The organism is Leptospira bandrabouensis, assembly GCF_004770905.1.
In the GTDB taxonomy this organism is placed as follows: domain Bacteria; phylum Spirochaetota; class Leptospiria; order Leptospirales; family Leptospiraceae; genus Leptospira_A; species Leptospira_A bandrabouensis.
The window spans coordinates 483,017-495,093 of record NZ_RQHT01000012.1 but is presented as its reverse complement, the minus strand read 5'-3'; the positions used below and the strand labels follow the sequence as shown (position 1 = coordinate 495,093).

11 protein-coding genes are annotated in these 12,077 nt (G+C 36.7%); all 11 read right to left on the bottom strand.

Going from position 1 to position 12,077, the window contains the following annotated elements; translation table 11 throughout:
• The 11 genes from priA to kdsA are packed head-to-tail and all read right to left on the bottom strand — an operon-like array spanning nucleotide 1 to nucleotide 12,077.
• Nucleotides 1-1,953 carry a replication restart helicase PriA gene (priA, locus tag EHR07_RS06015; protein WP_135744235.1) on the bottom strand — a complete coding sequence of 651 codons (1,953 nt, stop codon included), beginning with the start codon at nucleotides 1,951-1,953 and terminating at the stop codon, nucleotides 1-3.
• A 1-nt stretch (nucleotide 1,954) separates the two neighbouring features.
• Nucleotides 1,955-2,773, bottom strand: a complete 819-nt coding sequence (locus EHR07_RS06010) for a hypothetical protein (protein ID WP_135744234.1) — start codon at nucleotides 2,771-2,773, stop codon at nucleotides 1,955-1,957.
• A 1-nt stretch (nucleotide 2,774) separates the two neighbouring features.
• Nucleotides 2,775-4,127: a sigma-54-dependent transcriptional regulator gene (locus EHR07_RS06005; protein ID WP_135744233.1), complete on the bottom strand. Its 1,353-nt coding sequence runs from the start codon at nucleotides 4,125-4,127 to the stop codon at nucleotides 2,775-2,777.
• Nucleotides 4,127-5,950, bottom strand: a complete 1,824-nt coding sequence (locus tag EHR07_RS06000) for an LIC_11548 family sensor histidine kinase (protein ID WP_135744232.1) — start codon at nucleotides 5,948-5,950, stop codon at nucleotides 4,127-4,129. The genes EHR07_RS06005 and EHR07_RS06000 overlap by 1 nt, the downstream gene beginning before the upstream one ends.
• Nucleotides 5,940-6,215: an HPr family phosphocarrier protein gene (locus EHR07_RS05995; protein WP_135744231.1), complete on the bottom strand. Its 276-nt coding sequence runs from the start codon at nucleotides 6,213-6,215 to the stop codon at nucleotides 5,940-5,942. Before EHR07_RS05995 ends, EHR07_RS06000 begins: the two co-directional genes overlap by 11 nt.
• Complete coding sequence (gene hprK, locus EHR07_RS05990) at nucleotides 6,190-7,158, bottom strand: HPr(Ser) kinase/phosphatase (RefSeq protein ID WP_135744230.1); 969 nt, start codon at nucleotides 7,156-7,158, stop codon at nucleotides 6,190-6,192. The genes EHR07_RS05995 and hprK overlap by 26 nt, the downstream gene beginning before the upstream one ends.
• Nucleotides 7,159-7,162: 4 nt before the next feature.
• Nucleotides 7,163-8,584 carry an RNA polymerase factor sigma-54 gene (gene rpoN, locus EHR07_RS05985; protein ID WP_135744229.1) on the bottom strand — a complete coding sequence of 474 codons (1,422 nt, stop codon included), beginning with the start codon at nucleotides 8,582-8,584 and terminating at the stop codon, nucleotides 7,163-7,165.
• Nucleotides 8,585-9,292, bottom strand: a complete 708-nt coding sequence (lptB, locus tag EHR07_RS05980) for an LPS export ABC transporter ATP-binding protein (RefSeq protein WP_135592366.1) — start codon at nucleotides 9,290-9,292, stop codon at nucleotides 8,585-8,587.
• Between the two features lie 49 nt (nucleotides 9,293-9,341).
• Nucleotides 9,342-10,679: an LptA/OstA family protein gene (locus tag EHR07_RS05975; RefSeq protein ID WP_135744228.1), complete on the bottom strand. Its 1,338-nt coding sequence runs from the start codon at nucleotides 10,677-10,679 to the stop codon at nucleotides 9,342-9,344.
• Nucleotides 10,676-11,221, bottom strand: coding sequence for an LPS export ABC transporter periplasmic protein LptC (gene lptC, locus EHR07_RS05970; protein ID WP_135744227.1), 546 nt, complete (start codon nucleotides 11,219-11,221; stop codon nucleotides 10,676-10,678). Before lptC ends, EHR07_RS05975 begins: the two co-directional genes overlap by 4 nt.
• 10 nt (nucleotides 11,222-11,231) lie before the next feature.
• Nucleotides 11,232-12,077: a 3-deoxy-8-phosphooctulonate synthase gene (gene kdsA / locus EHR07_RS05965; protein ID WP_135744226.1), complete on the bottom strand. Its 846-nt coding sequence runs from the start codon at nucleotides 12,075-12,077 to the stop codon at nucleotides 11,232-11,234.

The window sequence follows — 12,077 nt, the reverse complement described above, 5'->3', positions numbered from 1 at the left end:
TTAAACAAGTTCTAAGGGATCCAAATCATATTCAATATAACATTTGGAATCAACGTTAAACTTTGATTTTGTTTCGCGTAAAAGATTTCGTAAGCTAGTGATGGATTTTGATTTTAAAAGAATATGATAACGAAAATTATTATCGATTTTGTAAAACGGACATTGGCTTGGCCCAAGAAGGGTAACAGATGCATCCATATTTTCTTTTAAAGTTTCCGCATAAACCACAGATTGTTTGTTAGCAACTTCTTCATATTTAGACCTAAAAACGAGTCTCGCCAAACGAGAAAAAGGTGGATAAAACAAATCTCTTCGAAATGTTAACTCCCAATCAAAAAAAGCAGGATAGTTTTGTTCCATCGCCATCTTAAGTACTGGATGTTCGGGATCATTGGATTGGATGAGGACTTCCCCTTTTTTTTCACCCCGGCCAGCCCTTCCTGCTACCTGCGAAATCAGAGAATAGGTTCTTTCGCTACTACGAAAGTCAGGAACCCCTAATCCATGATTGGCATTTAATATTCCCACAAGAGTGACATTGGCATAATCAAGACCTTTGGCAATCATTTGGGTTCCTGTTAGGATATCTAAATTTCCTTCCCCTAACTTTTCCAGTACGTCACGAGTGACTTCTTTATTTTTGGAACTGTCTTGGTCCAAACGTTCGATCCTTGCTTTTGGAAAATGAGAAAGTAAATACTCTTCTAATTTTTGAGTTCCTGCACCAAACAAATCCAAATCATCTCCATGAATTTGTTTTAAGTTACTAAAAGTCGATTTATACCCGCAAAGGTGACAACGAACGGTTTTATCTGAGTGATAACAAAGTGTGGCGGTACATTTTGGACAATGGATGAATTCTTTTGTGGTTGTAGAATAAATAAAAGGATTATACCCCCGGCGATTGAGAAGGATGATGGTTTGTTCTTCCTTTTTCAAACGGTCTGCCACTTTAAATTGTAAATCTCCTGAAAGAAGTTCACTATCCTCTTTTTTCTCTGTGATTTCCACAGTGGGAAGAGTGGCGTGCGGATTGGCCCTTTCTTTTAGTTCCGAATAACCAAGTTGGCCTGCTTTTGCTAAGTAAAAAATTTCAAGGCTCGGTGTAGCAGAACCTAACAATAATTTACCGTTAGTTTTTAAAATTCTTTGTAATGCAATTTGGCGGGCATGGTAACGAGGAGCTCCATGTTCTTTGTAAGATCCGTCATGTTCTTCATCTAAAATAATTAAATCGATATCGGACAAGGGAGCAAACACAGCAGAACGAGTTCCAATGCAAATCCGTTTTTTTCCCTCTTTTAAATCCAAATAGTTTTGGAATTTTTCCGAAGTTCTAAGATGGGAATGTAAAACCGCCACTTGACCTGGAAAAATTCTTTCAAACCTTGTGATGGTCGGGTAAGTGAGTGAAATTTCGGGAACAAGAAAAATCACAGATCCTTTGGGTTTAGAAAGAACCTCTGCCATCAGGTGTAAATAAACCTCTGTTTTCCCACTTCCAGTAATTCCATATAACAAATGTGTGTTGGATTTTTGATTGGACCTTATTTCATCCAAAGCCTTTTTTTGTGAAGTATTTAAAGTATGTAATAAATCCGATTGGATTTGTATGGGACTTTGTTTATCCTGTTTTCTTTTTTTTCCTTTCGGAACCATAAGAAACAGGGCTTCACCGAGCGAAGACAAATAGTTTTCAGCCATCCACTCAGCCAAATCCAATTGTTCTTCTGTAAGGACTGGTTCTAAATCAATTTGTTTTAAGATAGATAAAGTTTCATAATTAGGTTCATTCGAATGAACTTCGATGACAACCCCTTCCCATTCTTTTCCATTGAGAGGAACAAGAACACGAACTCCCCTTTGTAAACTTTCCATTGGATGTGGAACTTCATACGTTAAAGTTCGACTTTCCCAAGATAAATTGAGGGCGACCTCCACAAATTGAATCATATTAGAGATATGGTTTCAAAAGAGAAAGGTGGGAGATAAAACTATCTTCCAATTCCTGTTTTTCTTTTCCATATTGGAAAAGATTACTTTCCGAATCAGTTTTTTTAGCCTTTTCACCAAGGAAAACAAGGGCTTCTGGGGATCTTGTGGTGACAATCGGAATGGAAAGTCCAGACAAATCCCAGTTTATTTGTTTCCCAAGAAATTCTTTTGCTTTCTCAGCACCGAACAATAATTTAGCGGAAGATCCTAAAATCACAATGAATTGAATTCCAAATTCTTCCACTGTTTCCTTTACATGCAATTTACAATTTTCTACTCTAGTTTGCCAATCGATTTCCTTCGAATCGGTATTAGAAAAATTACAAGCAGGATATTCTTGGTAATAAAACTCTTCAAAAGAAAATCCAAACACTTTCTGAATGAGTTCACTCCAGCTACCTTCAGTTAGTTTATCTTTAAATATTTGGTTTGGTTTGGTTTTAGTAAATGGTTTTTCTTTAGGACCAGTTGCCCCAGAATAATGAAGAACCAAAACAGGTTTTCTTCCTTTATGAAGGAACTGACGGACTCCACTGAGTTTCCCTTGGCAAAGCGTACATGAAAAATTAACAAGGTCTCTATTTTTTCTTTGGTTTTCTTTCTGTAGTTTCTTTTGGATTTCGATGGATTCGGGTATTTTTGATTTCCAAGGAAAAACAAAGTCGTTTGGATCTTGTTCCTCTTGAAATCGGTATACAGAAACGGCCTTATTTTGGATTAAAAATTTTGTTTCTTTAAGAATGTCAGTAAAACGTTCTAAAATCGATTTTTGATCCATACTAACCTTCGTTCAACTGTTCCACAGAAATATTTAAGGAACGTAATTTCCTATACAAATGAGTTCTTTCAATTCCTAAAGCTTTGGATGTTCTTGTCACATTCCCTTCGCAAATCTGTAAGGTTTTGATGATATATTGGCGTTCAAACTCTTCTTTAGCATGTTTTAAATCCCCACGGGCAACCATTTCATTGGCTTTTTTAAATCCATGAAGAGCTTCCTTTACATCTTTGACACGTATGGTTTCTCCTGGAACCAGAATACTCAATCTTTCTAAAATATTTTTTAATTCTCTCACGTTTCCTGGCCAAAAATGGGAAGTGAGAGCATCCAAACCTTCTCTATCAATGGTTTTAGGAGAAAGTTGATTCTCCGAAATAGATTTTTTTAGATAAAACTCTACTAACAAAGGGATGTCTTGGTTACGATCTCGGAGCGGTGGCATTTCTAAAGGAATCACACTTAAAGCGTAATATAAATCTTCTCGAAATCTACCTTCCCGAATTGCATCTTCTACATTCGAATTTGTTGCTGCAATGATGCGAACATCAACGGGTACAGAATCATTTCCACCCACACGTTCCAACTTATGTTCGAGAATAATTTTTAAAACTTTGGATTGGATAGAAAGAGGTAAATCGCAAACTTCATCTAAAAACAAGGTTCCATTCTGTGCCGATTCCCATTTCCCAATTTTTATCTCGTTTTTTGTTTGGGCTTCGCGTATTTCAACACCAAATAACTCTTGTTCTAAGGTCTCCTCCAAAACAGACGCACAATTAAATTCGATATAAGGTTCATTTTTCCTTTTAGAATTTTGATGGATGGACCTAGCCGCTAACTCTTTTCCTGTTCCATTTTCACCAGAAATAAAAACACGAGCATTTGTTTGGGCGGCCTGGTAAATGGCAAATTTGACTCGTTTGATTGATAACGATTCCCCTAAAATTTCATCTACTTCCAGTTGGAATTCTGGAATCTCATAATCTTTGGTTTTTGCAAGCGCCGATTCAATGGTTTGAATTACCTTTTCTATGGAGAGAGGTTTTTCGAGGAAATCAACTGCACCTTTTTTAGTGGCACTTACGGCAAGTTCAATGGTCCCATGACCAGAAATCATCACAATTGGTAAACCAGGATAAAGTTTTTTGCACTCATCAAGAATGGTAAGTCCGTCTTCTTTATCAACCCATACATCTAGTAAAACCAAAGACGGTCTTTCCTTTGCCAAAGCTTTCAATAAAGACTTACCATTAGCAAAATCCTCAACGATATAATCTTCATCCTCAAGGATCACTCGGAGTGATTTTCGAATTTCTTTTTCGTCATCCAGTATATAAATGTTTTTTTGCATTATTGGTTATCCAAAGGAAGTTCAATCCGAAACTTACAACCACCTAACTTCGAATCCTCGACAATTATATGTCCATGATGATCTATGATAGTTTTTTGAACAATCGCAAGGCCAATTCCTGAACCATGGTTTTCCTTAGTAGAGAAATACGGTTCAAATACTTTATCCTTCCATTCTTGTTTCAAACCAGGACCAGAATCATCAATTTCAATGACAATGGATTTGCGAAGAGCTTTCTTCTGTAATTTAGACATGATTCGAATTTTTTTACGTTTGAGACTTAGAATATCCATTTCCTCTTTGGGATTTTCTGCTGACTGGATAGCCTCAACTGCATTTTTTATCAAGTTATTAATCACACCAAGAAACAGTCGTTTATCGAGAAATACTTCCGGTAAATTTTCAGCCAATTTTAATTCAAATTCTATATCGGTGGTATCTTTAAATAAGGCCACTGCTTCTTCTAAAATTGGATTTAGGTTTTGGTTGATAAGCACAGGAACTGGCATCCGTGCAAATTCACTAAACTCTTTTACAAGATGTTCCAAAACCCTCACTTGTCCAATGATAGTTTCTGTAGCATCAAAAATAACCGATTCTAAATTGACAGACTTTGGATTTTGAAACTTTCTTTGAATTCTTTGTGCTGAAAGTTGAATGGGGGTTAGGGGATTTTTAATTTCATGGGCCATTCTCTGTGCCACTTCTTTCCAAGCAGCAATCCTTTGGGTATGCATTAGTTCTTCCGATTTTGCATTTAAATCACTGACCATTTGATTAAAACTATCAATGAGGATCCCCATCTCCCCTTCTTCTGTTTTTTCCAAACGAATGTCGGATTCACCCAGAGAAACTTTTTTTGTTGCATTCGCTAAATTAATAATAGGTTTGGAAATCCTACGAGCAAACAAAAATGAAAATAGTATGGCAATCAGAAACATTGCCGCAGAAAACGTAGCAATAGTAATGCGAACACTGAACGGTATTTTTTCTTTCCAAAGGCTCACTTTTTCATAAGTGGATGTTGCATTTACTATATTTTGTACATCTGCCTCCATTCCTTGGTGGATTCGCTGACCTATATAAACCTCGACTCCATCTTTTAAATAGAATTTAGAAAGTATATAGGCTCTATCCCGAAGATAAAGCCTACTCACAAAAATACCTTTATATTTTGTATCTAAAAACTCAAGTTTTTCGATACTACGAAATAGTCCCCTTGACTCAAACCTGAGTTTGTTAGATTCTACATATCCAAAGTAGTATTCATTTTTTTCAAGAATTCCGTTTTCTATCCCTTTTTGAAATACAGAATACCCATCGTTTTCTTTACCTTCTAACCTTGATCGTAGAATATTTACTTTTTTTAAAAACTCAGATTCAATATTTTTTTCTTCATTTTGTATGATTAAATTAGCAGAACGAAGAGCATTAGATATATCAACTCTATAAAAACCTTCAATGAGTCGTCCTGTAAGATTTGAAGACAAAATAAAAATTGGTAAAGAAGGAACTAGAGCCACAAATAAAAAAGCAAGAGTTAGTCGGTAACGAATTGAACTTCTAATTTTTCCCGTTTCTCTATTACGGCGATTCCTATAAACATAACTTAATATAAGGGAAAGGATAAAAAATGGAATAAGGATGAATAAATAGGTGTCTAGTTTGGAGAAAAAAGAGATATCTTCTTCCTTTCGAAAAAATACCAACTCAGAAAAACCGACAGATATTGCTATAGTTAGAAAAAATATAAATATATCTCGTAAGTAATAGCGGTTTTCATCCGACAAACGGGGGAAAAACTTATAAAATTTAATTGGCATTAGTTTCGAAGTTTCTTTCAACCAAAGCTTCTAAAGCAAGAAGTGCCTCCTCTTCTCCTTTCCCATCCGCTTTTACAGAAAAAATCGATCCAGGCCCCAAGGCTAACATCATAAGCCCCATAATCGACTTTCCGTTGACTTCAATATCATCTTTGACAACAAAGATCTCGCAAGGAAAACTTGCTGCCATCTTTACAAACAAGGAAGCAGGCCTTGCATGAAGTCCACTACTGTCTTCTTTAATCTTTAATTGGATTTGTTTCAATGGTACTCTGTTGGATATATGTATTTAGTTTATTCGAAAATTCTTTCGCACTATTTTTCCCCATTTTACGCAAACGTTGGTTCATAGCTGCTGTTTCCACAATGATAGGAATATTTCTTCCGGGTTTCACTGGGATTTCAATATAAGGAACGGAAACACCCAGAATCTCTTCCATACTTTGTTCGATTCCAGTCCTTTCATATTCTCCTGCCGTTTGTTCTTCCCATTCTTTTAAATTGATTATGAGTTCAATGAGTTTATGATCTCTTACAGAACCTACACCAAACAAATCTTTGATGTTTAAAATTCCAAGTCCCCTAATTTCCATATGATGACGAAGTAAATCAGAACAGGACCCAATCAAATAACTTTCACTTAAACGACGAATTTCCACCATATCATCGGCAACAAGTCTATGACCCCGTTCGATGAGTTCCAGGGCGGTTTCACTTTTCCCAACACCAGATCGCCCCGTAAGTAAGGTTCCGATTCCAAATACCTCAATGAGAACACCATGACGCATCGTACGTGGTGCGAGAGCCCGGTCCAAAATTTGGGAGATCAGAGTGATGAATCTATGTGTGGCAATTTCTGTTTTAAAAAGAGGAATTCCTTTTGCTTTTGCTCTTTCAACAAAAGGTTTCTGCGGTTCATTCCCGTGTGTGTAGATGATACAGTTCAAATGGAACTCAAAAAATTTATCAGTAATTTCTTGGAGTTTGTCTTCTGGTAATGAGTTTAAGTAGGCCCATTCTCCCTTACCTAAAATCTGAATCCGATCATTGGCAAAAAAATCAAAAAAACCAGTCAGCGATAATCCGGGTCGGTTGATTTCCGCATTGTTGATACGATTGGTGAGCCCTGCTTCACCAGTGATCAAAACCAGTTGGAGATCTTCATGATCTTTTAAAATTGTGTCAACAGTGATCCCAGGAACTGGCATAGGTTTACCCCTTTAGAGAACTAATCCGCTTTCTTTCATTCGAAGGTAGAATTCTTAAGACTTTTCTATACTTTGCGACTGTCCGACGAGCAATTTCAATTCCTTTTTTTTCCATAAGTTCAACGATATCTTGGTCAGACAAAGGATTGTTTTCATCCTCATCTTTTACCAAATTACGAATGATCTCATGAATTTTTTTCGAACTTTCCTTTCCGCCTTCTGCCGACTTAACTCCAGAAGAAAAAAACCATTTGAGTTCAAATATTCCCCATGTGGTTTGAATATATTTATTCGTTGTTATGCGAGAAATAGTAGATTCATGTAAATTTAATTTTTCAGCCACTTCTTTTAAAGTAAGCGGTTTGATAAACCCAATCCCACCGCGAAAAAAATCTACTTGAAAATCAATGATACAACTTACGACTCTTTGTAAAGTTTGCCTTCTTTGTTGAATGGAACGAATGAGCCACTGGGCTGAACTAAATTTCGATTGAAAATACTCTTTTTCTTTGGGTGGGAGTTTATGATTTAAAAGTTCGCGGTATTCTTCTTGGATGGTTAATTTAGGTAACCATTCATCGTTTATAAAAATATTAAACTCATTTCCAACTTCTTTCACAACAACATCGGCTACAACATAATCAATTTTTCTACCTTGGTAGGTTGTCGCCGGATAGGGCTCCAATTTTTTAATGAGCCTTGCTAAGGTAAGGATTTCTTCTTCGGTAATCTTAAGGTTTTTAGCAATTTTTTTATAATCTACCTTCTCTAAGTCCGAGAGAAATTCTCCAATCAATTGGTGCAAAAGTGTATTATCTGGAAAAAGAATTTTTCCTTGGATGAGTAAGGTTTCTTGCATATCACGAGCTCCAATCCCAATGGGATCAAGTTCATTGATTACCTGCAATACTCGCCTAACTTTTGATTCTGGAAATCCCATTTCTTTTGAAACCAAACTCAAATCATCGGTAATAAAACCCTTATCATCGATCATACTAATGAGGACTTCCCCAATTTCGAATTCCAACTTAGTTAGTTTGATCATTCTCAATTGACTCAGCAGATGTTCTTCTAAGGTTTCCCCGCGAGTGGATGATTCTATGTATTTTTGGTTTCTGTCACTCGCTTCCGTGTCATAAGAACGGGGGCCTTCTAAGGAATAAGAATCTTGCCAATTGACATCTGTGCTTTTTTCGTGATTTAATTTTTCTAAACGTTTTACCTCATCGATAGAAAAAAGTTCGGGCATCTTTGTTTTTTCATCGGTACCCATTTCATCTAAGAGAGGGTTTTCCAATAATTCATTTTGAATTTTATCAGAAAGTTCTAAGGTAGATAAAGACAAAAGTTCTATGGACTGACGTAAGTCCTGGGTCATCACTAATTTCTGCGTTTGGCGATGTGTAAGTGAAGCCCCGAGTTTCATTTAGAGTTTAAAATCCTCACCCAAATAAATTCGTCTTGTTTCTGGATCGTTGATTAAATCATCAGCAGTTCCCGAAATCAAAATCCGTCCACTATACATGATGTAAGCTCTGTCAGTAATTTTTAAGGTTTCTCTTACGTTGTGGTCAGTAATCAAAATTCCCAGTCCCCGTTCCTTTAAGGATTGGATTACATTTTGAATGTCTTTAACCGCAATGGGGTCTACACCCGCAAATGGTTCATCCAAAAGAATAAAATCCGGATTGGTGACGAGGGCCCGTGCAATTTCACAACGTCTTCTTTCTCCACCGGACAATGTGTACCCTTTTTGGTTTGCCACTCGCATGATCTGTAACTCCATAAGAAGTTCATCCCTGCGACGAATGATCTCATCTCCAGGAAGGTTCATGGTTTCTAGAATGGCCTCTAAATTTTCGGCAACAGTAAGTTTACGAAAGATACTTGCTTCCTGTGCCAAATATCCTACACCCATTCTTGCCCGGATATGCATGGGAGCTTTTGTCAGATCTTCGTTATCGATAAAAACATGACCTTCATCTGGTGTGACAAAACCAACACTCATATAAAAACTTGTTGTTTTTCCGGCTCCATTGGGACCAAGGAGACCTACAATTTCGCCCTTTCTTATATAAAAACTAACACCATCGACTACTTTGCGTTTGTTATAAATTTTTACTAAATTTTCCATCCGGAATGTTTTTACATTCGGATCCATTTCATTTTCTACTGATTGCGGTTTACTTTTTTTCGCCATTCGGTATTACCTTGAGTCCATCTGTCAGATAGGCTCTATCAGATTTTGGAAAGAGAATGATTTTTCCTGCCGAAACCTTAGTGCTGTCCTTAACCAAAGTTGGATTTCCTTCCAAAACCAATTCATCTTTTTTTTCATAATAAGTTGCAAACTCGCCAGTTGCGGTTGCTGATTGGGTTTCCACCTGAACATCACCCCGAGCCACAGTTTCAAATCGTTCATCAAACCTTTCCAGAAAAACCGCTGTTAGCTGCCCTTTTTCATTCAGTTCTTTTTTATCTAAAAAAACGATACGTGGATTTTCCGTTAAATAAGAATAACCTTTATCTTTATCGTAAGACAAAAGCCCTCCCTCCATACGATATCCATTTTCTTTATCTAAATAACTTACATTCCCTGTAGCTTTGATATCTTTATTATTACGTCTGCTTTCTAAAGTGTTAGCTCGAAACTCAGAAGTTTTTCTATACATAAAGGCATCCCCGTTCATAGAAGTGACTGTTTCTTTGCCTTTATTCTGATGGGTTAATGTTTTCCCAGTAAAGAGGGTGACTACACGTTCTTTAGAGCTTGTATCCTTTTCTTTATCTTTTTTGTTTTCATACGATACTTGGTAGATTGTGGCATCACCTTCTAGTTGGATGCTTCCTTCTTTTACAAAGTAAGTTAAGGTTTGACCAATTAAAAAACGATTTTCTGAAAAAAGAAATGGTTCACCCGATAGATCCATCCTATCGTCTTTTTCTGAAAAGATTGCATCTTCCCCAAATACTTGAAATTCATCTGAAGTTACCACGACCTTCCCGGCTAAATTTGTTTTGGCTTCTTCCAAATACCTAACGATGGATTCGCACTGGATTCTAACAACCTTCCCATCTTTTTTTTGCAAAAGAACCGGGTGATTCTCAAGGCTCACCGTCCCTGCCATTTTATTATAAATCCCTTTGGATGCAGTTAAGGTAACCCCGTTTTGAAAGTCTTCTACAATGACTTGGCCTTTTAAGTTTCCAACAAGAGCGTCTTCCCCAATGATTTCAATTTCGCGAGCACTGAGTTTTATGTTTTTATGCATGATATAAGCACCACCACCGAGAATAAAAACTTTCATGGGAATTCCATTGATGGTTCTCTCTTCTTGGGTAAGGCTACTTCCTCCCCACATCACAGGTATTTTATCTTTGGTTTCTTTTTTTTTCTCTGGAGAAAAGATAGAATCTTCCTTTTTCAAAAAATCTTCCGATCCAAATAACAAAGGAATAGGAGAAGGATTGGCGTTTAGAAAAGAATATGAAAAAACAAAAAGTAAAATTAGTTTTTTCATGGTTTATCCTTTAAAGGATTACTTCCACCAACCGTGACCGCTTTCGGTTGGATGATGGTAAACTTATTCAAACTTTTATCAGCTCTTAATCCTTTTCCACGAATGGTAGTTCCATCAGAATATACTAATACATCATCTTCCGAAGATAAGGTTTTTTCATCTAAATTGTAAGTCAAAGATTCTGATTCGATGTATTTACCATCGTTTGTTTTTAATTTAACTTTTCCGTTTAAAACTACTGTTTTTGTAGAATGATTGATTTCTCCGCGATCTCCTGTCATCGCAGAAGTCACATTCCCTTTTTCAAACTGTTTAAACTCAAAACCATAAACAATAGTTTTATTTTCCTTTGGAAATATATAAGATTCAGCACCTTTTAATTTCCATTCTAACTCACCTGAATCTTTATAAGAAGCACGAGAAAAATTTCTCATAGAGATCATGGAACCAGATTCCTTTTCCACTTCAATGCGAAGGTATTCCTTATCTTTGCAATGAACCATTGCCAAAACAAAAATAGGAATCATCATCCTTCGCATCATAAAGGAAACTTCAGGCCTCTAAAAATTTGGTTTTAACTAAACGATCGAGTTCGAGTAGTTGTGTTAAAAGGTTTTTGGCTTTTGCTAGTGGGAACTGAGTGGTGGCATCAGAAAGTGCCTTTTCTGGGTCAGGATGTACTTCCATAAAAAGTCCTTCCACACCTACTGAAACGGCTCCTCTCATCATATGAGGAATAAATTCTCGTAAACCGCCCGTGATATTTCCTGCCGCTCCAGGAAGTTGTGCCGAGTGAGTTCCATCAAATACAATCGGAATTCCATGTTTGTGCATCATGGGAATCCCACGTAAATCAAACACCAAGTTACCATAACCGAAACTGGCTCCTCTTTCGGTCACCATATACTTTTCAGATCCAGACTCTTGAATTTTTGTTTTGATATGACGGGTGTCATCCGGTGCCATAAACTGGCCTTTTTTGACATTCACCCATTTTCCCGTTTCTGCTGCTTTTGCAATGAGATCAGTTTGGCGGCTAAGGAAAGCTGGAATTTGAAAAATATCAACAGTCTCTTTTAAAGGATCCACTTGGATGGTTTCATGAATGTCTGTGAGGACAGGTACATTGTATTTGTTTTTGATAAAATCTAGGAGTTTTCTTCCTTCTTCCAAACCAGGTCCTCTATAAGAATTAATAGAAGACCTGTTAGCTTTATCAAACGAAGACTTAAAAATATAAACAATTCCTAAATCATCACAAATGGCTTTCATCTCTCCACAAACTCTGTCGAGTAAGTCTTTGTTTTCCATCACACATGGTCCGGAAATTAAAAAGAAGGGATTTCGACCCCCGATTTTTTTACCGAAAAATTCTCTTTCTTCAATTAAATCGTACAT

Excerpts from the sequence above, each read along its gene's own strand:
- priA (WP_135744235.1), bottom strand. The coding sequence starts at position 1,953 with ATGATTCAATTTGTGGAGGTCGCCCTCAATTTATCTTGGGAAAGTCGA.
- EHR07_RS06010 (WP_135744234.1), bottom strand. The coding sequence starts at position 2,773 with ATGGATCAAAAATCGATTTTAGAACGTTTTACTGACATTCTTAAAGAA.
- EHR07_RS06005 (WP_135744233.1), bottom strand. The coding sequence starts at position 4,127 with ATGCAAAAAAACATTTATATACTGGATGACGAAAAAGAAATTCGAAAA.
- EHR07_RS06000 (WP_135744232.1), bottom strand. The coding sequence starts at position 5,950 with ATGCCAATTAAATTTTATAAGTTTTTCCCCCGTTTGTCGGATGAAAAC.
- hprK (WP_135744230.1), bottom strand. The coding sequence starts at position 7,158 with ATGCCAGTTCCTGGGATCACTGTTGACACAATTTTAAAAGATCATGAA.
- rpoN (WP_135744229.1), bottom strand. The coding sequence starts at position 8,584 with ATGAAACTCGGGGCTTCACTTACACATCGCCAAACGCAGAAATTAGTG.
- lptB (WP_135592366.1), bottom strand. The coding sequence starts at position 9,292 with ATGGAAAATTTAGTAAAAATTTATAACAAACGCAAAGTAGTCGATGGT.
- EHR07_RS05975 (WP_135744228.1), bottom strand. The coding sequence starts at position 10,679 with ATGAAAAAACTAATTTTACTTTTTGTTTTTTCATATTCTTTTCTAAAC.
- lptC (WP_135744227.1), bottom strand. The coding sequence starts at position 11,221 with ATGATGCGAAGGATGATGATTCCTATTTTTGTTTTGGCAATGGTTCAT.
- kdsA (WP_135744226.1), bottom strand. The coding sequence starts at position 12,077 with ATGTACGATTTAATTGAAGAAAGAGAATTTTTCGGTAAAAAAATCGGG.